Annotated in this window: 19 protein-coding genes and 1 tRNA gene; all 20 read right to left on the reverse strand. The window is 70.7% G+C overall.

Translation table 11 applies throughout. The features are described from left to right. Window positions 1-316: 316 nt before the first annotated feature. The 20 genes from ABEG17_RS18930 to ABEG17_RS19025 all read right to left on the reverse strand — a co-directional run bounded on the left by ABEG17_RS18930 (window position 317) and on the right by ABEG17_RS19025 (window position 24,482). Complete coding sequence (locus ABEG17_RS18930; protein WP_406831041.1) at window positions 317-3,886, reverse strand: beta strand repeat-containing protein; 3,570 nt, start codon at window positions 3,884-3,886, stop codon at window positions 317-319. A 207-nt stretch (window positions 3,887-4,093) separates the two neighbouring features. After that, the gene (locus tag ABEG17_RS18935) at window positions 4,094-4,483 is read right to left on the reverse strand and encodes an AAA family ATPase (RefSeq protein ID WP_406831042.1); all 390 of its coding nucleotides are present in this window, start codon (window positions 4,481-4,483) and stop codon (window positions 4,094-4,096) included. 418 nt (window positions 4,484-4,901) lie between these two features. Continuing rightward, a tRNA-Leu gene (locus ABEG17_RS18940) sits at window positions 4,902-4,984 on the reverse strand. A gap of 101 nt (window positions 4,985-5,085) precedes the next feature. Next, a complete protein-coding gene (gene pyk / locus ABEG17_RS18945) occupies window positions 5,086-6,537 on the reverse strand; it encodes a pyruvate kinase (protein WP_406831043.1) in 1,452 nt (483 codons plus the stop codon). Between the two features lie 123 nt (window positions 6,538-6,660). Then, entirely contained in the window at window positions 6,661-8,115 is a 1,455-nt protein-coding gene (locus tag ABEG17_RS18950) for a glutamate synthase subunit beta (RefSeq protein WP_406831044.1), read from the reverse strand. Beyond that, the gene (gene gltB, locus ABEG17_RS18955; RefSeq protein WP_406831045.1) at window positions 8,108-12,652 is read right to left on the reverse strand and encodes a glutamate synthase large subunit; all 4,545 of its coding nucleotides are present in this window, start codon (window positions 12,650-12,652) and stop codon (window positions 8,108-8,110) included. The genes ABEG17_RS18950 and gltB overlap by 8 nt, the downstream gene beginning before the upstream one ends. A gap of 149 nt (window positions 12,653-12,801) precedes the next feature. After that, the gene (gene lgt, locus ABEG17_RS18960) at window positions 12,802-13,686 is read right to left on the reverse strand and encodes a prolipoprotein diacylglyceryl transferase (RefSeq protein WP_406831046.1); all 885 of its coding nucleotides are present in this window, start codon (window positions 13,684-13,686) and stop codon (window positions 12,802-12,804) included. Continuing rightward, a complete protein-coding gene (locus tag ABEG17_RS18965; RefSeq protein ID WP_406831047.1) occupies window positions 13,683-14,441 on the reverse strand; it encodes a DsbA family protein in 759 nt (252 codons plus the stop codon). The genes lgt and ABEG17_RS18965 overlap by 4 nt, the downstream gene beginning before the upstream one ends. Next, window positions 14,438-14,938 carry a MauE/DoxX family redox-associated membrane protein gene (locus ABEG17_RS18970; protein ID WP_406831048.1) on the reverse strand — a complete coding sequence of 167 codons (501 nt, stop codon included), beginning with the start codon at window positions 14,936-14,938 and terminating at the stop codon, window positions 14,438-14,440. The genes ABEG17_RS18965 and ABEG17_RS18970 overlap by 4 nt, the downstream gene beginning before the upstream one ends. A 1-nt stretch (window position 14,939) precedes the next feature. Then, window positions 14,940-15,755 (reverse strand): tryptophan synthase subunit alpha, encoded by an 816-nt coding sequence (trpA, locus tag ABEG17_RS18975; RefSeq protein ID WP_406831049.1) that lies wholly within the window; start codon window positions 15,753-15,755, stop codon window positions 14,940-14,942. Beyond that, window positions 15,752-17,023, reverse strand: coding sequence for a tryptophan synthase subunit beta (gene trpB, locus ABEG17_RS18980; protein ID WP_406831050.1), 1,272 nt, complete (start codon window positions 17,021-17,023; stop codon window positions 15,752-15,754). The genes trpA and trpB overlap by 4 nt, the downstream gene beginning before the upstream one ends. Beyond that, on the reverse strand, window positions 17,020-17,811 hold the full coding sequence (gene trpC, locus ABEG17_RS18985) for an indole-3-glycerol phosphate synthase TrpC (protein ID WP_406831051.1): 792 nt from the start codon (window positions 17,809-17,811) through the stop codon (window positions 17,020-17,022). The genes trpB and trpC overlap by 4 nt, the downstream gene beginning before the upstream one ends. A 37-nt stretch (window positions 17,812-17,848) precedes the next feature. After that, window positions 17,849-18,265 (reverse strand): DUF2752 domain-containing protein, encoded by a 417-nt coding sequence (locus ABEG17_RS18990; RefSeq protein WP_406831052.1) that lies wholly within the window; start codon window positions 18,263-18,265, stop codon window positions 17,849-17,851. Between the two features lie 4 nt (window positions 18,266-18,269). Continuing rightward, window positions 18,270-18,521, reverse strand: coding sequence for an HGxxPAAW family protein (locus tag ABEG17_RS18995; protein WP_406831053.1), 252 nt, complete (start codon window positions 18,519-18,521; stop codon window positions 18,270-18,272). A 49-nt stretch (window positions 18,522-18,570) separates the two neighbouring features. After that, a complete protein-coding gene (locus ABEG17_RS19000; protein ID WP_406831054.1) occupies window positions 18,571-19,188 on the reverse strand; it encodes a Trp biosynthesis-associated membrane protein in 618 nt (205 codons plus the stop codon). Further along, window positions 19,185-20,765, reverse strand: coding sequence for an anthranilate synthase component I (locus tag ABEG17_RS19005; RefSeq protein WP_406831055.1), 1,581 nt, complete (start codon window positions 20,763-20,765; stop codon window positions 19,185-19,187). The genes ABEG17_RS19000 and ABEG17_RS19005 overlap by 4 nt, the downstream gene beginning before the upstream one ends. Further along, window positions 20,758-21,126 carry a phosphoribosyl-AMP cyclohydrolase gene (gene hisI / locus ABEG17_RS19010; protein ID WP_406831056.1) on the reverse strand — a complete coding sequence of 123 codons (369 nt, stop codon included), beginning with the start codon at window positions 21,124-21,126 and terminating at the stop codon, window positions 20,758-20,760. Before hisI ends, ABEG17_RS19005 begins: the two co-directional genes overlap by 8 nt. Before the next feature lie 42 nt (window positions 21,127-21,168). After that, the gene (gene egtC / locus ABEG17_RS19015) at window positions 21,169-21,975 is read right to left on the reverse strand and encodes an ergothioneine biosynthesis protein EgtC (protein ID WP_406831057.1); all 807 of its coding nucleotides are present in this window, start codon (window positions 21,973-21,975) and stop codon (window positions 21,169-21,171) included. Beyond that, complete coding sequence (egtB, locus tag ABEG17_RS19020) at window positions 21,863-23,170, reverse strand: ergothioneine biosynthesis protein EgtB (RefSeq protein ID WP_406831058.1); 1,308 nt, start codon at window positions 23,168-23,170, stop codon at window positions 21,863-21,865. The genes egtC and egtB overlap by 113 nt, the downstream gene beginning before the upstream one ends. After that, window positions 23,163-24,482 (reverse strand): glutamate-cysteine ligase family protein, encoded by a 1,320-nt coding sequence (locus ABEG17_RS19025; protein WP_406831059.1) that lies wholly within the window; start codon window positions 24,480-24,482, stop codon window positions 23,163-23,165. The genes egtB and ABEG17_RS19025 overlap by 8 nt, the downstream gene beginning before the upstream one ends. Window positions 24,483-24,670 lie beyond the last annotated feature (188 nt).

The raw sequence follows: 24,670 nt of genomic DNA on the forward strand, positions 1-24,670 counted from the left end.
CAGCCCTCCCCGCGCCACTGATCAGACCCGCGGAGCACCCACCCCACCAACAACGTCTCTTGTCAGTACATCCAGACAGCAGCTCCTTGAGGCGGGCGACCAGACGCTTTCGGAATGCGGTGGAGACCGATAGGTCGTCGGCGACTCAGAAACCCGAAGAGCTCACGCACCGCTGGGTTCAGGTGGGCGCTTGTCCCGGTCGTGTCTCGGCAGTGCGACGGTGGGCGTGACTCCTGTCGCATCACTTGTTGCGGCGGAGGTGAGGTAGGCGTCCGTGATGGCTTCGGCGAAAACCCACGCCTCAGACTCGACACGCCTAGTGCCTGCGGGAGCGCCGCTGGCTCGAGGCGAGCAAGGCAAGACCGGCGAGCAGCAGGATCGCGGCCCAACCCAGGACCTTCAGCGGATCCTCCGGCAGCCCGGTGAAGGCCAGGGCACCCCGAGAGGCCGAGCTCGGGGAAGCGGGTGAGCTGCTCGCGGCCGCGGTGGTCGGAACCGGAGTGGTCGGAACCGGAGTGGTCGGAACCGGAGTGGTCGGAACCGGAGTGGTCGGAACCGGAGTGGTCGGAACCGGAGTGGTCGGAACCGGAGTGGTCGGAACCGGAGTGGTCGGAACCGGAGTAGCCACGATCTCCGTGATCGCTTCCAGGTAGCGATCGGTGCCGTCCGGCGCAATGCCGGCGGCGAGGACGGTGTCTTGGCCGGCCGCAGTGGGGAGCTGGAGCGTGGTGTGGAAGGCGCCCGTGCTGTCAGCCGTCGTGTGGCCGACGACCGTCGCGGGCGAGTAGGTGCCTAAGGTGATGGGCGCGCCGGGGGCAAATCCGCTGCCGCTGACGTCCAGCAGCAGCTGGCCAGGCGTGGACTGGGCCGGAACGCCCGTCAGCGGGCCGTCGGAGGCAGGCACGGTCGGCGGAAGTGCCAGGACCGGTGCGCGCTCGACGGTGAGCAGGAACTGCTGGCTCGAGCTCTCAGAGCCGCCGTTGCTAGCCGTCACGGTGATCGGGTACGACCCTGCCTCAGCGGGGGAAGGCGCAGTGCCGGACAGCGTCGCGGTGCCGTCCCCCTGGTCCACGAAGGTGATCCCGGCCGGCAGCGGCCCGGTTTCGAGGAGCGCGGGCGGGGTCGGGAAGCCGCCCGTCGCAGTGACCGTGAAGTTCCCAGCGACGCCCACAGTGCACATGGTGTGGTCGGCGCTGGTGATGCCCGGCGCTTCGGTCACGGTGAGCGTGAAGCTCTGGCTGACTGCCGGGTCGAACCCGTTACTGGCATGCAGCGTGAAGCCGGGAGTACCACCGCTGCCGGGCGGTGCAGTCCCGGCCACCGTTGCCGAGCCGTCGCCGTGGTCGGTGAGCGTCAGCCACCCCGGCAGGTCGTTGGTGGTGATCGCCGGTGCAGGGGTTCCGGTTGCGAGAACGGTGAAGCTTCCGGACGTCCCTGCGCTGAACGTGGCGTGGTCGGCGCTGGTGAAGGCGGGTGCGGTGCCCACTAGCAGCGTGGCAGCCGCGGAGGGGACACTGCTTACCGCGTTGCTGAACATCGCCCGGTACTGGTGTCCGGTGTCGGCGGCCGTGGCCACCTGGGTATAGTTGGTGCTGGTGGCTGTGAGAATGTCGGTGAACGTCAGCCCGCCGTCGGCGGATACCTGCCACCGTACAGTGGGTGCCGGATACCCGTCGCCGGTCGCCGCGAACGTGACCGCGTCGCCGGGCGCAGCTCGCTGGCTGATGGGGTCGAGGGTGACCGACGGCGCCTGGTCGACCGTGACCGTCAAGGTCTGGGTGGCGTCGGGGTTGATGCCGTTGGTCGCGGTGAGCTGGACCGGGTAGGAACCGCCGGAGCCGGCCACCGGCGTCCCGGACAGGACTGCCGTGCCGTCACCGTTGTCCTGGAAGGACAGGCCGGTCGGCAACGTGCCGGACTCGGAAACCGCGGTCACGGTGGGCGGCCCGGTTGTCGTCACTGTGATGCTGCCCAAGGTCCCGGCAGTGAAGGTCGCCGTCGCCGCACTGGTGAACGTCGGCGCTTGGGGCACCGTCACGGTCAGGGTCTGGGTGGCCGCTGTGGCCGTGGAGTTCGATGCGGTGAGGCCCACCGGGTAGCTGCCGCCGGACCCGGCCGACGGAGTGCCCGAGATGGTCGCCGTGCCGTTGCCGTGATCGATGAAGCTCACGCCGGAGGGCAGTGCGGCGGTGCGGCTGATCGACGGGGCCGGGTACCCGGTCGTGGTGATGGTGAAGCTGGATGCGACCCCGACCGAGAAGGTGACGTGGTCGGCGCTGGTAATGGCGGGGGCCGCGTCTACGACGAGGGCGATCACGAGGGACCCATTGTCAAGGGTGGCCGTGACGCCACCAGGTCCGCTGCCGGTGCCCGAGTTGTAGCCGGTACTGGCCTGGGCACCCACCAGGTTCGAGGTGGTTGGGCTGACCCTCGCGTCACCCGGTCGCGGGTTGCTCCAGCCGATCGGCAGGTTCGCGAACGCGCCGAGGTTGGCCGCACTAATCGGCAGGCCACCGGAGTCGGTCAACAGGCTGGTAGTGATCGTCGAGGCTGCGTTGGGGCCGGTCACCGTGGAGGGGCTGGCCGAGCCGGTGAGCACCAACCGCGGGACGCTGCTGATGTTGACCACCGTGTCGCAGCCTGCCGCGCCGGGGCCGCCGTTGCAGCCCCACCAGTTGTCGGTCGCGACCACGGCCGCGGCGCCTGCCAGGTGGACGCCCGACCCGGCGGTGGCGACGTTCTTGTAGAAGCGGTTGTAGCGCAGGGTGCTGGCGGTGCCGATGAGCTGGATCGCGCCACCGGTCTGCTGCGAGCCGCCAGTAGCGGAGTTGCCGACGAACGTCGAGCCGGTGACCGTGAGCGTTCCGGAGCTGGTGATGATCGCTGCGCCACGTGAGTAGCCCAGGGTGCTCGTGACGCTGTTGTTGAGGAACATCGAGTTGATGATGCTGAACTGGCCCGCCGCGCTGGGGGCGTAAACGCTCAGCGCGCCGCCGTCGGTGCCGCCGGAATTATTGACCTGCGTGTTCCCGCTGAAAGTGGTGTTCCTGACGGTCAGCCGCTCGTTCGGCGCGTGCCCCTGCGCGCGGTAGCTGACGGCCGAGCCTTCGCTGCTGCCGGAGGAGTTGTTGCTCAGGGTCGAGTTGGTGATGGTCAGCGAGCCGCCGGCAAAGTTGATCCCGCCTCCGCCGATCAGCGTCTGCGAGGGCGAAGTCGTGTTGACGTGGTTGTCGGTGATGACGGAGGAGTCGACGGTCAGGCTGTCCCCGTTCGTCAGGTTCTGCGCTCCGCCGATGATCGCCCCGCCGCCGATGGTGTTGTCCAGGGCGCCAGTCAGCGTGAGGCCGGTGAGGGTGATGTTGACTCCACCCACGACGTTGGGGTCGGCGTCGAAGATGCGACTTGCACCTCCGCCACTGATGGTGGTGCTCGCCGCGCCTGCGCCGTTGACGCTGATGTTCGAGTTCGCCGGCGTGCCAATCTTCAGTTGCCCGTACGTCAGGGTGTACGTGCCTGAGGGCACGGTGATCACCACCGCATTGCCGGTGCTGGCCGCGAGGTTGTTCGCCAGGCACACCGTCTCGCGCAGGCTGACCGGGGAAGGCGCCACAACCGTCGACGCGCTGGCGCAGGCGCCAGTAGTGGTAGGTACGTCCGCGGTGGTGGTGACGGTGAGGTTGCTCGTCGCGGCGGCCGCCGGTTGTTGCACGAGCACCACGCCGCCGGCGGTGACCGCGCCTGCGGCGAGCATCGAAATTACGGTGCGCGCAACAAAATAGGTGCGAATCATCAGCCGTCCCTCGAGTGTTTTGCACCGGGGCCGGCGCTGGCGCTCGAAAGTCTCCGCCAGATTCCCGTGATACGCGGAATCGCTCGGCTCGATCAAGCTATTGGACGGACCGTACCATCCCCCATCAAGGCACGCCGCCAACTCAGGTCACGCTACTGGATGTGTCCGTATCGGGTTTGAGAGCTCGCCCATCTCCACATCAGCGGCAATCTCGAAATTCTTGGATGAGGTAACCGACGCGGCCACCGATGCCTGCGCCACGCCTCCCAACTCGCCAATTCTGCCGGCGGGCAATCGACAGGTTCACAGCCGTCGAGCTCGCCGTGTGTCGGAATGCCGATGATGGCGGCCCACTCGGCGAACTCTTCGTCGGACATGTGCCGCGTCGTGTGCGGTTTCTCGGCCTGGCGCCAGGTCAAAACGTCTCCGCTGCTCGGCTGGCGGGAGTACGAAGTGGCGCATCTCCAGCGCCGCGCCGAGGTCGGCAACCGCCTGTCGTAGCGCGGAGCGCTCGTCTCGACCCCGGAGGCCGAAGTCAACAACGACGTTGATGCCGAGTTCGAGAGCGCGCAGCCCGATCTCGACGAGCATTCCCTCAATCACGTCAGAGGTCGATTGCGGGTTGGCGAGCCGGTGAAGGGCCTTTAACCCCCTCGTCCTTTGTGCGACGAAGAGCCTTCTCCTTAACCTCAATGCGCTGTGCTTCTGTGGTCCTCCTTGTGCTTGGCAGTCCTATGGTCAGGTACGGAGTCGGTCATGTTGTCATCGCTTTCCCACCTGAGTGACCGCGTCATCATTGCTATCCGCTCATAGCCGCATTCAGCGCGCATGGTGTGTTGTGACCCTCATGCGGCCAACGCCTCTCCGAGCGCGAGCCCATTCACTTGAGAGAGGCCGCAAGGTGGTCGCAATGCACACACCCTGGAACCGACCGGTTGCCGAGTTGGTCATGTCCTCGAACGAGTTCGCCAGTAGTTCGCTAGCTCGGTTCTCGCGGGTGAAAGCGGGCACGAGAACCGCGCGTTCATCTCCGTGTCCGAGCACGTCCTGCCACGTCCGGATGATGTTGCTGGCCGATGCGGACTCAAGATCCTTGCGCTTGTCACATCGGTGCCGAAGGCGGGACTCGAACCCGCACGCCCTTTCGAGCAGAGCATTTTGAGTGCTCCGTGTCTGCCATTCCACCACTTCGGCGCACCCACCGGACAGGCCGGCAGATGGTGCGGGGACGAGCATACAAGTCGGGACGTATGGTGCCCGCCACCCCGCCGCAGCCCGGTCCCCGGAGGCGGGGGTCAGTCCTCGAGGTCCTTGTAGGCGGGTGCCACCTTGTTGACCGCGTCACCCATCTTGTGGACGCGCAGGGCGTTGGTGGAACCGGGGATGCCGGGGGGCGAGCCGGCGACGATGACCACGAGGTCACCCTCCTGGACCCGGCCGTCGGCGAGCAGGGTCTTGTCGACCTGGTGCGCCATCTGGTCGGTGTGCCGGGCCATCGGGACGAGGAAGGTCTCGATGCCCCAGGCGAGGGCGAGCCGCGAACGGGTGTGCGCCTCGGGCGTGAACGCCAGCATGGGGATCCGTGGGCGGACGCGTGACATCCGCTTGGCGGTGTCGCCGGACTGGGTGAACGTGATGAGGTACTTCGCCCCGAGCAGCTCGCCGATCTCGACGGCCGCGGCGGAGACCGCACCGCCCATCGTGTGGGGCTTGGTGCCGAGCGGGAGGATCCGGTCGAGGCCGTGCTCCTCGGTGCTCTCGATGATCCTGGCCATCGTCTCGACGGCGACGATGGGGTAGGCACCGACGCTGGTCTCACCGGACAGCATGAGCGCGTCCGCACCGTCGAGGACGGCGTTGGCGGCGTCGGAGGCCTCGGCGCGGGTCGGGCGCGGGTTCTCGATCATCGACTCGAGCACCTGGGTGGCGACGATGACCGGCTTGGCGTTGCGCCGCGCGATCTCGATGGCGCGCTTCTGGACCAGCGGCACCTCCTCGAGCGGAAGCTCGACGCCGAGGTCTCCGCGCGCGACCATGACGCCGTCGAAGGCGGCGATGATCTCGGCGAGGTTCTCGACGGCCTGGGGCTTCTCGATCTTGGCGATGACCGGCAGCCGCACCCCGACCTCGTCCATCACCTCGTAGACGTCGTCGAGGTCCTTGGCCGAGCGCACGAACGACAGGGCGATCATGTCGGCGCGCAGGCCGAGCGCCCAGCGCAGGTCCTCCTTGTCCTTCTCGGACAGCGCCGGGACGGAGACCGCCACGCCGGGCAGGTTGATGCCCTTGTTGTTGGAGACCGTGCCGCCGACGGTGACGCGGCAGCGGACGTCGGTGTCGGTGACCTCGACGGCCTCGAGCGCGACCTTGCCGTCGTCGATGAGCAGCGCGTCGCCCGGCTTCACGTCGCCGGGCAGGCCCTTGTAGGTCGTCCCGACCTCGGTCGCGGTGCCGTCGATCTCGCGGGTCGTGATGGTGAACTCGGAACCTGTCGGGAGGGAGACCGGACCACCGGAGAAGCGTCCGGTGCGGATCTTCGGCCCCTGCAGGTCGACGAGGATGCCGACCGCGTGGCCGGTCTCGTCACTGGCCTTGCGGATGGAGCGGTAGATCTCCTCGTGGTCGGCATACTCGCCGTGGGAGAGGTTCAGACGGGCGACGTCCATCCCCGCATCGACGAGCGCACGGATGCGTTCGGGGCTGGAGACAGCCGGGCCGAGGGTGCAGACGATCTTGGCGCGACGCATGAAACCGACCTTATCGCCCGACCACCCGAGCACGTGACGGCGGTCACCCTGCGGACACGTGAACACCCGGTGCACCAGACCCTCGCAGGTCGGTCCACCGGGTGTTCACGAGTCGCGCTGTGCTCAGACGACGAGCGGCCGGTCGTTCGGGTTGACCGGGCGCGGAAGCGCCGTCTGGCCGCTGAGGAACTTGTCGACGCCGGCCGCTGCCGAGCGGCCCTCGGCGATGGCCCAGACGATGAGCGACTGCCCACGGCCCGCGTCACCGGCGACGAACACGCCGGGCACGCTCGACATGAACTCCTTGTCGCGCTTGACGTTGGAGCGCTCGTCGAGCTCGACCTCGAGCTGCTCGACGACACCGGGCTTCTCGGGTCCGAGGAACCCCATGGCGAGCAGCACGAGCTGCGCCGGCAGGACGCGCTCGGTGCCCTCGACCTCGTCGAAGCCGTTCTCACCGCGCTGCACGTCGACGAGGCGGATGCCGCTGACCTTGCCGTCCTCGCCGAGGATCTCCTTGGTGGACACGGCATACAGGCGCTCGCCGCCCTCCTCGTGCGCAGAGGCGACCCGGAAGAGCATGGGGTAGGTCGGCCACGGCTGACCCGCGATCCGCTCCTCCCCCGGCTGCGGCATGATCTCCAGGCTCGTGACGGACCTGGCGCCCTGGCGGTGCGAGGTGCCGATGCAGTCGGCGCCGGTGTCACCACCACCGATGACGATGACGTCCTTGCCCTCCGCGGTGACCTGGCCCTCGACGGTCTCGCCGAGCGCCACCTTGTTGGCCGGGGGCAGGAACTCCATGGCCTGCATGACGCCGTCGAGCTCACGCCCGGGCACCGGCAGGTCTCGGGGAACGGTGGCGCCGATGGCCAGGACGACGGCGTCGTAGCGGTCACGCAGCTGGCGTCCGGTGACGTCGTCGCCGACCCTGACACCGCTGCGGAAGCGCGTGCCCTCTGCCTCCATCTGGGAGATGCGGCGGTCCAGCACCGACTTCTCCATCTTGAACTCGGGGATGCCGTAGCGGAGCAGTCCACCGGGCTTGTCCGCGCGCTCGTAGACCGCGACGGTGTGTCCGGCGCGGGTCAGCTGCTGGGCGGCGGCGAGCCCGGCGGGACCGGAGCCGACGACGGCGACGGTCTTGCCGGTGAGTCGCTCGGGAGCCTGCGGCTGGACGTAGCCCGCGTCGAAGGCACGGTCGATCGTCGTGACCTCGATCTGCTTGATCGTCACGGCCGGCTGGTTGATGCCGAGCACGCAGGCGGTCTCGCAGGGAGCCGGGCACAGGCGACCGGTGAACTCGGGGAAGTTGTTGGTCGCGTGCAGGCGTTCGATCGCCTCGCGCCAGTCGCCCCTCCAGGCCAGGTCGTTCCACTCCGGGATGAGGTTGCCGAGCGGACAACCGCTGTGGCAGAACGGGATCCCGCAGTCCATGCAGCGCCCGGCCTGGCGCTGCAGCTGCCCGAGCTCCTGCTCCTCGTAGACCTCTTTCCAGTCCTTGATGCGGACGGGGACAGGTCGGCGAGCCGGGAGCTCGCGCTCACGCGTCTTGAGAAAGCCCTGGGGGTCAGCCACGGGAAGCCTCCATGATCCGCTCCCAGACCTCGGAGCCGTTGATGTCCAGACCTTCGTTCTCCGCTGCCGCCCGCACGTCGAGGACGCGCTGGTAGTCGCGGGGCAGCACGAGCGTGAACCTGCTGCGGGCCTCGTCCCAGTCTGCGAGCAACGCTGCGGCCACTGGGGACTCGGTCCACTCGACGTGCTTGGTGAGCAACTCGCGCACCACGGTCTCGTCGTCGGGCCGCAGCGGCGACAGGTCGACGAGCTCGCGGTTGACGCGGTCCTGGACGAGGTCGAGGACGTAGGCCACTCCCCCGGACATGCCGGCGGCGAAGTTGCGACCGGTCGGTCCGAGGACGAGGACGTTGCCACCGGTCATGTACTCGCACCCGTGGTCACCCACACCCTCGACCACGGCGCTGGCACCGGAGTTGCGGACGCAGAAGCGCTCGCCCACCTTGCCGCGCAGGAACAGCTCACCCGTCGTCGCGCCGTAGCAGATGACGTTGCCGGCGATGACGTTCTGCTCGGCCTGCAGCGGGGCGGCGCGGTCGGGACGGACCACGACTCGCCCACCCGACAGCCCCTTGCCGACGTAGTCGTTGGCGTCGCCGTACAGGCGCAGGGTGATGCCTCGCGGCAGGAAGGCGCCGAGCGACTGGCCGGCCGAACCCCGCAGGGTGAGGTTGATGGTGTTGTCGGGCAGCCCGTCAGGGTGCGCCTTGGTCACCTCGTGGCCGAGCAGGGTGCCGATGGTGCGGTTGACGTTGCGCACCGCGATCTCGGCTGCGACCGGGGTGCCGTCGGTGATGGCGTCCTTGGCGATGGTGATGAGCTGGTGGTCCAGGGCCTTCTCGAGGCCGTGGTCCTGCCCGGTCGTGTTGCGACGCGGCGAGCCGTCGGGGCTCTGCACGTCGGCGAAGATCGGCGACAGGTCCAGCCCGGCGGCCTTCCAGTGGTTGACGGCGCGCGTCGCGTCGATCGACGACACCTGCCCGACGGCCTCCTCGATGGACCGGAAGCCCAGCGCAGCGAGGTGCTCGCGCACCTCCTGCGCGATGTACTCGAAGAATGTCTCGACGAACTCGGGCTTGCCGCTGAACCGCTTCCGAAGCTCGGGGTTCTGGGTGGCGATGCCGACCGGACAGGTGTCGAGGTGGCAGACGCGCATCATCACGCAGCCGCTGACGACCAGTGGCGCCGTGGCGAACCCGAACTCCTCCGCCCCGAGCAGGGCGGCGATGACGACGTCGCGGCCGGTCTTGAGCTGGCCGTCGCACTGCACGACGATGCGGTCGCGCAGGTTGTTGAGCACCAGGGTCTGCTGGGTCTCGGCGAGGCCGATCTCCCAGGGGCCGCCCGCGTGCTTCAGCGAGGTCAGCGGCGAGGCACCCGTGCCACCGTCGTGACCGGAGATGAGCACGACGTCGGCGTGGGCCTTGGAGACACCGGCGGCGACCGTGCCGACCCCGATCTCGGAGACGAGCTTGACGTGGATCCGCGCCTCGGGGTTGGCGTTCTTGAGGTCGTGGATCAGCTGCGCGAGGTCCTCGATGGAGTAGATGTCGTGGTGCGGCGGCGGACTGATCAGGCCGACGCCCGGCGTCGAGTGCCGCGTCTTCGCCACCCACGGGTAGACCTTGTGGCCGGGCAGCTGACCGCCCTCGCCGGGCTTGGCGCCCTGGGCCATCTTGATCTGGATGTCGCCGGACTTGGTGAGGTAGAGCGAGGTCACGCCGAAGCGCCCTGACGCCACCTGCTTGATCACCGAGCGACGTTCGTCGTCCATGAGGCGGTCGACGTCCTCGCCGCCCTCACCGGTGTTGGATCGCGCACCGAGGCGGTTCATGGCGATGGCCAGGGTCTCGTGCGCCTCGAGGCTGATCGAGCCGTAGGACATCGCGCCGGTGTTGAACCGCTTGACGATCTCGCTGACCGGCTCGACCTCGTCGATCGAGATCGGCTGGCGCGGGTTGGCACCACCGAGGTTGAAGAGGCCTCGCAGCGTCATGAGCCGCTCGGACTGCTCGTCCACGCGCTGGGTGTACTGCTTGAAGATGTCGTAGCGGCGCTGGCGCGTCGAGTGCTGCAGGCGGAACACCGTGTCCGGGTCGAACAGGTGCGGCTCGCCTTCGCGGCGCCACTGGTACTCACCGCCGACGCCCAGCTTGCGGTGCGGGAGGCGCACGCCGTCCGGCGGGTATGCCGCCGCGTGCCGGGCCGCGGTCTCCGCGGCGACGACGTCGAGGCCGATGCCGCCGAGCTGACTCACCGTGCCGGTGAAGTAGCGGTCGACGAGCTCCTGCGACAGGCCGATGGCCTCGAAGACCTGGGCTCCTCGGTAGGACGCGACGGTCGAGATGCCCATCTTCGACATCACCTTGAGGACACCCTTGCCGAGCGCCTTGATGAGGTTCTTGACGGCCTGCTCGGAGGTGACGCCCTCGATCGCGCCGGAGCGGACGAGGTCCTCGACCGACTCCATGGCGAGGTAGGGGTTGACCGCTGCCGCGCCATACCCGATGAGCAGGGCGACATGGTGCACCTCGCGCACGTCCCCGGCCTCGACGACGAGCCCCACGAGGGTGCGGGTCTTCTCGCGGATGAGGTGGTGGTGCACGGCGGAGGTGAGCAGCAGCGACGGGATGGGTGCCTGGTCGCGACCCGAGTCACGGTCGGACAGGACGACGAACCGGGCGCCGTCGGCGATGGCCTGGGAGACCTCGGCGAAGATCTCCTCGAGCCGGGCCTGCATCGCCCCAGCCCCGCCGGTGACGTCGTAGAGGCCGTGGACGACGTGGGTGGCGTAGCCGGGCAGGTCACCGTCGGCGTTGACGTGGACGACCTTGGCGAGGTGGTCGTTGTCGATGACGGGGAACGGCAGGACGACCTGGCGGGCGTGCGCCGGGGTCGCGGCGAGGGCGTTGCCCTCCGGCCCGATGACCGTGCCGAGCGAGGTGACGAGCTCCTCGCGGATGGCGTCCAGCGGCGGGTTGGTCACCTGCGCGAAGAGCTGGGTGAAGTAGTCGAAGATCAGCCGGGGCCGGTCGGAGAGCACCGCGATCGGGGTGTCGGTGCCCATCGAACCGAGCGCCTCTCCCCCGGACCTCGCCATCGGCGCAAGGAGGATCTTGAGCTCCTCCTGGGTGTATCCGAAGGTCTGCTGGCGGCGGGCCACGGAGGCTGCGGTGTGGACGATGTGCTCGCGCTCGGGCAGGTCGTCGAGGTGGATCAGGCCGGCGTGCAGCCACTCGTCGTAGGGGTGCTGTGACGCCAGCGAGGACTTGACCTCGTCGTCGGACACGATCCGGCCGTGCTCGGTGTCCACGAGGAACATCCGGCCGGGCTGGAGGCGGCCCTTGCGGACGACGCGCGTCGGGTCGAGGTCCAGGACGCCGGCCTCGGACGCGAGGACGACCAGGCCGTCGTCGGTGACCGAGTAGCGACCGGGGCGCAGCCCGTTGCGGTCCAGGACCGCGCCGATGAGCGAACCGTCGGTGAAGGTGACGCAGGCGGGCCCGTCCCACGGCTCCATGAAGGTCGAGTGGAACTCGTAGAAGGCCCGTCGGGCGGGGTCCATCTCGGCGTGGTTCTCCCATGCCTCCGGGATCATCATCAGCACCGCGTGCGGCAGCGAGCGCCCACCGAGGTGGAGCAGCTCCAGGGCCTCGTCGAAGGAGGCCGAGTCGGACGCCTCCGGGGTGCAGATCGGGAAGAGCCGTTCGAGGTCGCCGGGGATGACGTCGGAGACGAGCTGGCTCTCACGGGCCCGCATCCAGTTGCGGTTGCCCTTGACGGTGTTGATCTCGCCGTTGTGCGCGATCAGCCGGTAGGGGTGCGCCAGCGGCCAGCTCGGGAAGGTGTTGGTGGAGAACCGCGAGTGGACCAGCGCGAGCTGGGTCTCGAACCGCCGGTCCGACAGGTCGGGGAAGAACGGCTCGAGCTGCCCGGTCGTGAGCATGCCCTTGTAGACGAGGGTGCGGCACGACAGCGACGGGAAGTAGACCTCGGTCTCGCGCTCGGCCCGCTTGCGCAGGCAGAAGGCCAACCGGTCCAGGCCGATCCCGACCATCCGGCCCGACGCGGAGCTGACGAACAGCTGGCGGAAGAACGGCATGCAGTCACGAGCCGCCTGGCCCACGAGCTCGGTGCTCACGGGGACGTCGCGCCAGCCGAGGACGCGCAGGTTCTCCTCCGCGGCGATCGCCTCGATGCGCCCGACCGCCTCGGCCCGCGCGGACTCCTCCAGCGGCAGGAAGGCGGTGCCCACGGCATACGCGCCGGCGACGGGGAGGTCGAAGTCCACGACCTCGCGGAAGAACGCGTCGGGGACCTGCGTGAGGATGCCGGCGCCGTCGCCGACGAGGGGGTCGGCGCCGGTGGCGCCCCGGTGCTCGAGGTTGCGCAGCGCGGTGAGGGCGTGGTCGACGATGTCGTGACCGGCGCTGCCCCGCATCGTGGCCACGAGGGCTACGCCGCAGGCGTCGTGCTCGAACTCGCGGCGGTAGAGCCCGGAGTCGGCGGGCTGGGCGGAGAAGCGCGCAGAAGTCACGTTCGGGTCACCGTCCTGAGGGGGTCGTGGTGCGTCGGAGCGGCCCTCTGGTTGGTCAGCTGGCACACCTGTTCACGCGCGTGGACGGCCTTGGCCACGGCTGAGCCGAGGATACCGAGAACCCCTGTCGTCCTAGCATGTGAGCCGCGCTATTCCGTATGGTGAGATGCTGAGCGTGCGGGGAGGCGTCCCGGGATGGCCACCTCACGGTGCCGCCCGGCCCAGACGAGGACGATTCCGAGCAGGAACACGAGCATGCTCGTCCAGACGTTAACCCTCAGGCCGAGGATGTGGTTGGCGTCGTCGCTGCGCATCAGCTCGAAGACGATCCGCCCCAGCGGGTAGCCCATGACGTAGAACCCGAAGAGCTGTCCCTTGCGCAGGGCGAACCGCCGGTCGGCGAGCACCAGCGCCAGGGCGAGGAGCAGGCACCACAGCGACTCGTAGAGGAACGTCGGCTGGAACGTGCCGAGCACGACCGGATGTCCGGCGGCGTCGCGGACGGCGTGGCCGGCGGAGCTGTCCCACTCGTGGATGGTCAGGCCCCACGGGACGTCGGTCCGGCGGCCGTAGAGCTCGTTGTTGAAGTAGTTGCCCCAGCGGCCGAGCGCCTGGGCGACCGCGATACCCGGGGCGGCGGAGTCGGCGAAGTCGTGGAAGGAGACCCCGTGCCGTCGGGCACCGATCCAGGCGCCGACCGCGCCGAGGGCGACGGCCCCCCAGATGCCCAGGCCGCCCTCCCAGATGGCGAACGCCCGCCACGGGTGTCCGCCGGCCCCGAAGTAGGCCTGCGGCGAGGTGATGAGGTGGTAGAGCCGCCCGCCCACGATGCCGAACGGCACCGCCCAGGCGGAGATGTCGATCGCCTTCTCGGCTGGGTGCCCCCGGTCGACCAGACGGCGACCGGTGATCCAGACGGCGATGACGATGCCGGCCAGGATGCACAGGGCGTAGGCCCGCACGGGAAAGGGCCCGAGGTGCCAGACCCCTGAGGTGGGGCTGGGGATGTTCGCCGGGACAGCTGCCGGGATCACTTCGTGGCGGCCTTGACGGCAGCCGCGAGGGACTCGGAGGTGAATCCCGCGAGGTCGAGGGTCTTGCCGTTGAGCTTCAGGGTCGGGGTGCCGTTGACGCCGTCCTTTTCCGACTGCGTCTGCACGGACACGACGTACTGGTTGTGCGCCCGGCTGGAGTAGCACGTGTCCCAGGTGGTGAGCCCGGCCCCGGTGATGCCGGCCTTCTGCGCGAAGGACCTCAGCGCGGCGTCGGTGTACCCGGCGCCCTCCTTGAGCGGCTGCCCGCCGAAGTTCGCGGCGTGGTAGGGGATGAACTTGTCCTGGTCAGCGGCACAGGCCGCCGCGTTGGCGGCACGGTTGGACGAGTCGTTGTGCAGGTTGTCGTCGAGGAAGCTCAGCGTGTGGTAGACGAGCTTGACCTGTCCCTTGTCGGCGAGCGCGGTGATGTCGGCACCGAAGCGGTGCTCGAACTCGGCGCAGATCGGGCACTGGAAGTCCTCGTAGAGGTCCAGGGTGGGCACGTTGGCCGGGGCGCTGGGGTTGACGAGGATGCCGGCGCCCATGGCCGAGGCACCCTTGGGGAGCGCCGAGCCGCCGGCGGTCGTGGCCGCCTTCTTGTCCTGGCTGCCCAGGATCACGGCACCGACGACCGCAGCCAGGACGATCACCACGACGACGGTGGCCACCACCAGCGGGTTGGCACCCTTGCGCTGCTGCGACTTCGGCGTGGCCGCCTGGATCTTCGCCTTGCGACTGGCGCTGCTGCTGGTCATGCGTGGACCCTCTCGTCGTGTGCTGCGGGGAACAGGAGGCGTTCGAGGCTCAGCGCGGTGCGGGGGCGCAGGACCAGCCAACCCGCACAGAGCAGCAGCCAGATGTCGCGGGCGATCTCCTGTGGATACTGCGTCTGGGCTGCCGCGATGGTTCCCCCCTTGCCGAAGCAGCCGCAGTCGATGCTCAGGCCCCGGGCCCACGCCGAGGCGATCCCGGTGATGAACACCACCATGAGGACGCCGGCGACGACGGCGCTCCACCGGGTGAACAGGCCCAGCAGCAGCAGGACGCCCACGGCGACCTCGAGGATGGGCAGCGCGTAGCCGACGTAGCCGGCCACGTCGTACGGGAGGAGCTGGTAGGCGCGAACGGCGCGCGCCGAGGTCTCGAGCTGACCCACCTTGAGCAGGCCGGCGACTGCGATGACGGCCCCCAGGACCAGCCGGGCGACGAGCCCCACGACGTCGCGCTGGCGCGGGTCGGCGAGGACGGCCACGTCAGCGCCCTCTCCGGACGCCCTCGGCCAGGTCGGCCACGAGGGCACGCAGGGCAGCGAGTCCGGACTCGAGGTCGTCGGCCTCGGTCAGGCACCGCACGAGGGCCGAACCCACGATCACCCCGTCGGCGTAGGCCGCCACCTCCGCAGCCTGCTCCCCGTCGGACACCCCGAGCCCGACGCAGACCGGGAGGTCGGTGACGGCCTTCGTGCGGCTGACGATGACCGACGCGGCGTCGCCCATCGAGGTCCGGGCGCCGGTGACCCCCATGTGGGAGACCGCGTAGACGAAGCCGCGGCAGTGCGAGGTGACCGAGGCGATCCGCTCGTCGGTCGAGCTCGGGGCGACCAGGAAGACCCGGTCGAGGCCGCTGGCCTCACTGGCGCTGATCCACTCGCCGGCCTCGTCGGGGATCAGGTCCGGGGTGATGATCCCGGCCCCGCCGGCAGCGGCGAGGTCGGTCGCGAAGGCGGTCGGCCCGTGGCGCAGGATGAGGTTCCAGTAGGACATCACCAGCGGCGGGGCGCCGGCGTCGCGCACGGCCCGCGTGGCCTTGAACACGTCGTCCACCCGGACGCCGTGCTTGAGAGCCTGGTCGGCGGCATGGGCGATGACCGGGCCGTCCATCAGCGGGTCGCTGTAGGGGATGCCGACCTCGACGATGTCGACCCCGGCCTCGACCATGGCGACCATCGCGGCGATCGAGCCCTCGACCGTCGGGAAGCCGACCGGGAGGTAGCCCACGAGGGCGGCGCGGTTCTCCGCGCGGCACCTGGCCAGGACCTCGCCGACGCCGATGTCGGTGGTGGTGCTCACAGCTGGGTCCTTCCGTCGCCCTCGGCACGGGGCTCGTCAGCGGTGCCGCTGGGGAGCGCGTCGCCGTCGATGAGGCCGAAGTACTCCGCGGCCGTGTGCATGTCCTTGTCGCCGCGACCCGACAGGTTGACCAGCAGCAGGGCGTCCGGCCCGAGCTCGCGGCCCACCTCCATCGCCCCGGCGAGGGCGTGCGCCGACTCGATCGCGGGGATGATCCCCTCGGTGCGGCACAGCAGCTCGAACGACTTCATGGCCTGCTCGTCGGTGGCGTAGCGGTACTCCGCCCGGCCGCTGTCGCGCAGGTGCGCGTGCTCGGGCCCGACGCTGGGGTAGTCGAGGCCGGCCGAGATCGAGTGCGACTCGAGGGTCTGGCCGTCGTCGTCCTGCATGAGGTAGCTGAACGTGCCGTGCAGCACGCCGGGCGAGCTCGCGGCGAAGCGGGCGGCGTGCCGGCCGCCCTCGATGCCCTCTCCCCCGGCCTCGATGCCGATCAGCCGCACGTCGGTGTCGTCGATGAAGCGGTGGAAGATGCCCATGGCGTTGGACCCGCCACCGACGCAGGCGATCACCGCGTCGGGCAGCCGCCCGACCGAGTCGAGCACCTGCGCTCGCGCCTCGACGCCGATGATGCGGTGGAAGTCGCGGACCATCTCCGGGAACGGGTGCGGACCGGTCACCGTGCCGAGGATGTAGTGCGTGTCACCGACGTTGGTGACCCAGTCACGCATCGCGTCGTTGATGGCGTCCTTGAGCGTGCCGCTGCCGGTGGGGACCGGCTTGACCTCCGCGCCGAGCATCCGCATGCGCGCGACGTTGAGGGCCTGGCGCTCGGTGTCGACCTTGCCCATGTAGATGACGCAGTCCAGGCCCATCAGGGCGGCGGCGGTGGCCGTGGCGACGCCGTGCTGTCCGGCGCCGGTCTCGGCGATGACGCGCGACTTGCCCATCCGCTTGGTCAGCAGCGCCTGGGCCAGCACGTTGTTGATCTTGTGCGAGCCGGTGTGGTTGAGGTCCTCGCGCTTGAGGATGATGCGCGCCCCACCCGCGTGCTCCGCGAACCGCGGCACCTCGGTGATGATGCTCGGGCGTCCGGTGTAGGTGCGGTGCAGCCGCTCGAGCTCACCGAGGAACTCGGGGTCGACCATGGCCTTGCGGCGGGCCTCGTCGAGCTCCTCCAGCGCCGGGACCAGCGCCTCGGGGACGTAGCGCCCGCCGAAGTCGCCGAAGCGACCCGGACGGGGCACGGGCTCAGGGATGAGGTCGGTCATGAGAGGGCTCCCGCCGTGATGAGGTCTTGGGCCGCCTGTCGTGGCGCGTTGCCACGCACGAGCGCCTCCCCGACGAGGACGGCGTCGGCGCCCTCGGCTGCGAAGCGGGCGGCGTCCGCGGGCCCGGACACCCCGGACTCGGCCACCCTCACGCAGGTGTCGGGGATCAGGGGCGCGAGGCGTGCGAAGGTGTCGGGGTCGACAGCCAGGGTCTTGAGGTTGCGGGCGTTGACGCCGATGACGGTGGCGCCTGCGTCGACCGCGCGGGCGGTCTCGTCCTCGTCGTGGACCTCGACGAGCGCGGTCATTCCCAGGTCGTGGGCCAGCTGCTGCATGCGGACGAGGTCGTCCTGCGCCAGCGCCGCCACGATGAGCAGGATCAGGTCGGCACCGTGGGCCCGCGCCTCGAACAGCTGGTAGTCCTCCACCATGAAGTCCTTGCGCAGCACCGGGATCTGCACAGCACCACGGACGGCGTCCAGGTCGTCGAGCGAGCCGCCGAACCGGCGGCGCTCGGTGAGCACGCTCACCGCGGTGGCGCCGCCCGCCTCGTAGTCCGCGGCGAGGGCCGCGGGGTCGGCGATGTCGGCCAGCGCCCCCTTGCTGGGGCTGGCGCGCTTGACCTCGGCGATGAGGGAGAGCCCGGGTCTGCGCAGGGCGGCGTCCGCGTCGAGCGCCGGCGGTGCGCTGCGGGCCAGCTGTTCCATCTGCGCGAAGGGGGTCACGGACACGGCGTCCGCGAGGTCCTCGCGGACACCAGCAACGATCTCGTCGAGCACGGTGGCCATGGTTGACAGGCTATAGAGCACGTTCGGCGCCGCTGCGTCAGGGTCGCAGTACGGACAGACCGGGCAACAGTCGCACCAGCCCGAAGACCAGCAGCCCGGCAGCCCAGAGCCCGCCGCCCGTCGACGAACGCCGCAACCACGTGGGGTGGCGGCCCTGCACGGCGGAGGCCAGCCACGCGACATAGGCGAGGCCGCCGAGCACGACGGTCAGCACGGCATACGCGTTGCTCGACAGGGCCGCGGTGACGTGGCCGGTGAGCAGGTCCTGGGTGGCCCGCAGGCCACCGCAGGCCGGGCACGGCAGTCCGGTCAGGGTGAGGAACGGACAGACCGGCCACGAACCCGCGACGTGCGGGTCTCGCAGCAGGAGCGCGGCCGCGGCCGCCAGCCCTCCGGCACCGACGAGCAACGGGGCTCGTAGTGGCTCCAGGAGGCGGGTGGCCGCGACCGGCACGAGCTCAGCTGACGCCGGAGGTCTTCTGGCCGTCGCTCGTGACGGGCGGCACGTCCTTGGCGCCGTAGCCGGCCATGCCCAGGACCTTGCCGGCCACCACGCCGGCGACGCAGATGACCGCACCGATGACGAACAGGGGGACGGTGGCCAGGGCCACGGCCAACGCCATCACGGCGCTGCCGACGAGCAGGATCACGACGGCCGTCCACGCGGCGACGCTGTGGCCGTGGTCTTCGTGGATCTCGTGCTCTGCCATGGTGCGGGACTCCTGGGGAGGTCGGGGGAGGTCGTTCGGGACCATTCTGTCAGGTGCCGGACGACTCGTCGCGCACGGTCGGGTCGTCGCGGGCGGTGGGGTCGTCGCCGGCGTCGAGCCGGTCCCAGTCGCTGGCCACCCGCTGCCCGCGAGCCCCTGCGGTGGCACCGGGCGCCTCGTACCTCGCACCCAGTCCGCGCCACGAGCTGGCGCCGAACCATCCGGCGACCGCAGCGAGCAGCACCAGGGCGCTGGCGACGACGGCGATCCACGGCCACGCGGTCGCGGTGGCGTGGGTCTCGATCGAACCGGTGCGCCCCAGCGAACGGGCCGCCACGGCTCCGAGTGCCTGCTCGGGGTCGAGCCCGACCCGCGTAGCGACGAACCCGACACCGAGACCGGTCAGAGCGAGGACGACGAGGGTGACCCGCCGCACGAGCGGCCCGCTGGTCGCACTGGCCAGGGCTGCAGCCGCCGCGACGAGGGCCAGGGCCACCACCCCGGTCGCGAGCTCGGTGCCGGTGCCGGAGATGCGGCTGGCACCCAGCACCGGGTCGTTGACGGTGCCGGTGGCCCAGATCCGTCCGCCGCTGGTGAGGAGCACCGCGGCGCCGATGAGGGCGAGCAGGATGACCGTGAGCTTGGACGTCGGGCGCAGGTGCTTCACCGGACGGTCCGGAGGGCGCTGGCGGTGGCGACCGCCCGGAGCGCGGCAGCAGCCTTGTTGACCGTCTCCTCGAACTCCGCGGTCGGCACTGAGTCGGCGACGATCCCGGCCCCTGCCTGCACGTGAGCGGTGCCGTCCTTGATGACGGCCGTGCGGATGGCGATGGCCATGTCGAGGTCTCCGTGGAAGTCGAGGTAGCCCACGACGCCGCCGTAGATGCCGCGGCGGCTGGGTTCGTAGTGCTCGATGAGGCTGAGCGCGCGCGGTTTCGGCGCTCCGGACAGGGTGCCGGCAGGGAAGGTCGCCGCAAGCACGTCGTATGCCGTGTGGTCCGGTGCGAGGTCACCGACCACCGTCGACTCGAGGTGGGTGACGTGGGAGTAGCGGCGGACGTTCATGAACTCCACGACGTCCACGGTCCCGGCCTCGCAGACCCGCTGGAGGTCGTTGCGGCCGAGGTCGACGAGCATGACGTGCTCGGCACGTTCCTTGGGGTCGGCGAGCAGGTCTTCGGCGAGGCGCAGGTCCTCCTCGGGGGTCTTGCCCCGCGGTCGTGAGCCGGCGATGGGGTGCGTGATGGCCCGGCGCCCTGTGACCTTGACCAGGGCCTCCGGCGACGACCCGACGACGTCGTAGGCCGTGCCGTCGCCCAGCGGCAACCGCAGCAGGTACATGTACGGGCTGGGGTTGGACGTGCGCAGGGCACGGTAGACGTCGAGCGCGTCGGCGAGGCACGGCGCCGAGAACCGTTGCGAGAGAACGACCTGGAAGACCTCCCCGGCTCGGATGTCCTCCTTGGCGAGCTCGACCATCTCCTCGAAGTCGGCCTGGACGTAGTTGCTGCGCACCTCGCCGCGGGCCCCGTCGAACGCGCCGCGGTCGACGGTAGACACGGTGCTGGGGGCGGGGGCGGCCAGGTCGCTGGTCATCGCGTCGAGCCGGGAGACGGCGTCGGCCCAGGCATCCTCGACCCGCTCGTCCGTGTCGTCGAAGTTCACCGCGTTGGCGACGAGCAGCAGGGAGCCGTCGGCGTGGTCGAGCACGGCGAGGTCGGTGGCGAGCATCATCGTGATCTCGGGGACGCCCAGCTCGTCGGGGACCTCGGAGGGGACCTTCTCCCAGCGCCGCACCGCGTCGTACGAGATGGCGCCCACCATGCCACCGGTGAGCGGGGGCAGGCCCTCGATGGGGGCGGTGGCCAGCGCGGCCACGGTGTCTCGCAACGCGTCGAGCGGGCTGCCGTCGGTGGGGACGCCGACGGGCGGCTCCCCCACCCAGTGCGCCCGGCCGTCGCGCTCGGTGAGCACCGCGCTGCTGGCGGCTCCGACGATCGAGTAGCGGGACCAGACCCCGCCGTGCTCGGCGGACTCGAGCAGGAACGTGCCCGGGGCGTCCTTGGCGAGCTTGCGGTAGACCCCCACCGGGGTCTCCGCGTCGGCCATGAGGCGGCGGACGACGGGGATCACCCGACGGTCCTTGGCCAGCACCTGGAAGGTCTCCAGGCTCGGCCAGGTCGTGCCGAACGACAGGTCCGGGGCGACGTCGGTGACGGGGGTCGAGGGTGCGGGGTCAGGCATCGGCCGTCACCGCTGCGCCCAGGTCTCCGGCGTCGAAGCAGGTGTGGTCGCCGGTGTGGCAGGCGGCGCCGACCTGGTCGACCCGCACGAGGAGGGCGTCCCCGTCGCAGTCGAGCGCGACCGACTTCACGTGCTGGACGTGGCCGCTGGTGTCACCCTTGCGCCAGTACTCCTCGCGGCTGCGCGACCAGAAGGTCACCCTGCCCTCGGTGAGGGTGCGGCGCAGGGCCTCGTCGTCCATCCAGCCGAGCATGAGGACCTCGCCGCTGTCGTGCTGCTGGACCACGGCGGCGACCAGTCCCTGGGGGTCGCGCTTGAGCCTGGCGGCGATCTGGGGGTCGAGGACTGCGGGGGACGTCACCCGGCCATTGTGCCGAAGGCGGGGCCGTCCCGGGTTGCGGGGTCAGTGGGTGGCGAGCGGCTCGACCCGCACCCCGGCGCCGGTGACCGTCACGAGGTGACGGTCGGGCACCTCCTCCCACCCGGCGTCGTCGTCCGGCTCGCTCGCCACGAGCACCCCTTCGTCGTCGCGGCGAAGGAACAGCGTGTCGCCCCACCGGGTCGCGAGCAGCTCGTCCCGTGAGAGCAGCAGGAGGTTGAGGCGTGCGGCGGGGTCGCCTACCGCCACCTCGTGCAGCGTGGCCCCGACGCGGTGCGGGCCAGCGGCGACCACCCGAGCCGCGAGCAGCGCTGCGTCACAGGCCGACTCGGCAGCCAGGCTCGGCCCCACGGCACCGCGATCGACCTTGCCGTTGTGGGAGACGAGCCACCCGTCGTGGAGGAACGGGGCTGCCGCGGTCGCGTCGGCCGGCATCCCCTCGCTGGCCGAACGGACCGCCGCGACCACGCGTCCGGCCCGCAGGTGAGGAGCCATCGAGACGAGGTTGGTGTCGGACCACATCGGTTTGTCCGAGCGCCAGCGGGCGGCCGCTCCCCCGTCCTCGGGGTGCAGGCCGATGCCCCACCCGTCGGCGTTGACCGTGCCGTGCGCCTGCCTGCGGGGCGCCCAGGACTGGGTGAGCAGCCCGTTCGCGGGCGCGAGGACGAGGGACGCCACCGACCGGGGTGCGCCGAACCACGCCAGGTGTCGGCACACCTCAGGCGTCCCAGGCCAGACGGACGCCGGCGAAGATCTGCCGGCGGAACGGGTGGTCCCAGTTGCGGAACGACGGCCGCACCGTGGACGCGGCCGTGGCCCACGAGCCACCACGCAGCACGCGGTAGTCGCCACCGAAGAACGGTGCGCTGTACTGCGCGTAGAGCATCGGGCTGAACCCGGGCCACGGTTCGAAGCCCGACGACGTCCACTCCCAGACGTCCCCGACGAGCTGCTCGACCCCGTATGCCGACGCACCGGCCGGAAGCGCACCCACGGGTGCGGGGCGCAGGGCGCCCCCACCGAGGTTGGCGAGCTCGGGACTGGGCGCGGCCGAACCCCAGGGCCACCGACGACGTCGCCCGGCCTCCGGGTCCCAGGCGCAGGCCTTCTCCCACTCCACCTCGGTGGGGAGCCGGGCGCCGGACCAGCGCGCGAAGGCCTCCGCCTCGAAGTGGCTGACGTGCTGGACCGGCTCGTCGGCCGGGAGGTCCTCGATCACACCGAAGCGCACACGCGTGCCGTCACCACGCCAGGCAAGGGGCCGCTCGAGCGCAGCCTCGTGCCGGTGCTGCCATCCCCGGGTCGACCACAGCTCCGAGCGGTCGTAGCCGCCTGCCTCGATGAACCCCTGCCACTGCGCGTTGGTCACCGGGAACCGGCCGATGCGGAACGCCGGGACGTCGACGACGTGCCCGGGTCGCTCGTTGTCCAGCGAGGTCGGCTCCTCCAGGCTGTTGACCCCGAGGACGAACTCACCCGCGGGGACGAGCACCGAGTCCTGCTGGACCGGCCTCCCCGGCGGCAGCTGGCGGGTGGGGGTGAGGACCGGCGCCCCGGCACGGAGCTGGAGGGTCGCCAGCATCGTCTCGTCGTGCTGCTCCTCGTGCTGGACGACCATGGCGAAGGGGAAGGTGTCGTCGGCGCGTTCGAGGGCGTCCAACACCCGGCCACGGACCTCGTGGCCGTAGCGTCGGGCCTCGACCGGCGGCAGCAGGGGCAGGCTGGGGCGGATCGCCCGGGGCTGGGTGAAGGCGTCGTAGAGCGCGTCGACACCCGCCGGCAGCATCCCCGGACACGCCGGGTCGCCGCCGCGCATCAGCCAGAGCTCCTCCTGCTGGGAGATGTGCGCGAGGTCCCAGACGAGCGGGCTCATGATCGGGCTGTGCTGGGCGAACAGCTCCGCCTCGTCGAGCTCGGTCAACCAGGTCGTCCGGGCTCGGGCGAGCTCGAGGTCACGGGCCACCTCGGTCGCCGAGGGCAGCAGCGGCGGGGTCGTGCTCGTGCGAGGGACCAGCGGGTCAGACATGGGACATCTCCTCCAGGACCACCGCGGGCCCACGCCTGCGGAGGTCGTCGACGATGAGCGTGCCGGGGCTGCGCCCCGTCCTTGCGAGCTCGGTGAGCTCCTCGACCGCGGGGCGCACCCCCTCGGGGACGACGGACAGCGCCGCCTCCAGGCAGGTCGCGGCGGCTCGCCTCAGGGACGCGTCGCCGAGGCCATCGCTGGCCGCCGCGTGCCACCGGTCGGCGGTGGTCGCGATGGCGCGGTCGACGTCGGGGTGGATCGCCTCGACGTCCATCCAGGTCGTCGTCAGGGCGGCGACGGCAGGCCACCACCGGTCGGGCAGCGAGTCGAGGCACCGCAGCTCGAGCCACCCGCGCAGCCGCACGGGTGGGAACAGGGTGGTCAGCTGCCGCCTGACATCAGCGGCCGTCGCCACCGGCCACTCGCCCGGGTCGGTGAGCCAGTCACGAAGGCTCCGTGGGCCACGGCCGTCCGGCGCCGGGGCGGCCTCCGGAGGGACGAGGACCACCGGTGCCTCGAGGGCGCGCTCTGCCCAGGCACGCGCCGGGTCGTGGTCGTCGATCGGCCCGGCTCTCAGCTCGCCGAGGCCGGTCCAAGCCCGCTGGCGCGCCGAGTGCCAACCCGTGTCGCGGCCGGCGAGGTAGGCCGAGCTGCCGCTCAGGGCGGTGAGCAGCGGCCCGAGGCGCTGGGCTCGGCGGACCCGGTCCGTCCACTGGTCCGGGTGACCGGGCTGGAGGTTGACCTGCAGGGCAGCCGTCGAGCACATCATCGTCGCCCCGTGGTCTCGCGTGTCGCCGCTGGAGGCGAAGAAGCGCTCCATGGCGGCATACCGCTCGGCGGGGTTCACGCGCTGCGGAGGCCGCAGGGGGTCGCTGCCCAGCAGGGCCCAGCCCCACCCCTCGCCGGCCAGGGCGGCACGCAGGTGGGCGGTGTCCTGGGCCATCGCCACCAGTGCGGAGCCGATGTCCGGGTGGGGCGCAGAGGAGACCTCGACCTGGCCACCCGGCTCCAGCGTGGTGCGTCCGCCTGCCGGCAGGTCGGCCAGCCGGGCGGCCACCTCCTCCAACCCCTCGAAGGGCGGTCGGCTCGACGGGTCGCGCCACACGATGGCGTGTCCCTCGAGCTCGACGCCGACGGTGCCGACGGGCAGGTCGTCGAGCGCCAGCTGCTGGACCAGCTCCCGGGCGTCCTCGAGCCCGATGGGGGTCGAGTCCCCGGGCACCGCCTTGGTCGAGGTGGGTCGGGCCTGCGTCCCACCCTCGGGCCTGCTCGGATGGCTTGCTGCGGAATGTCGTGCGGCTGTCGTGCTCACAGGTGCTGCCCCTCGCGGTCCGGGCCGGATCCCCTGAGGGATCCGCGGGTCATCGGGGCGACCGGGCTGGTGACCAGGCCGTCCGGGTCCCATCATGCAACAGCCCACTGACAGCCACCCAGCCAGCCGGTCAGGTGGACGGTCGGCCGAACCCCGTCAGCAGGTCCGTCCGCCGGTCCGTCAGCCGA

It is taken from the genome of Pedococcus sp. KACC 23699 (assembly GCF_045348425.1).
Taxonomy (GTDB): domain Bacteria; phylum Actinomycetota; class Actinomycetes; order Actinomycetales; family Dermatophilaceae; genus Pedococcus.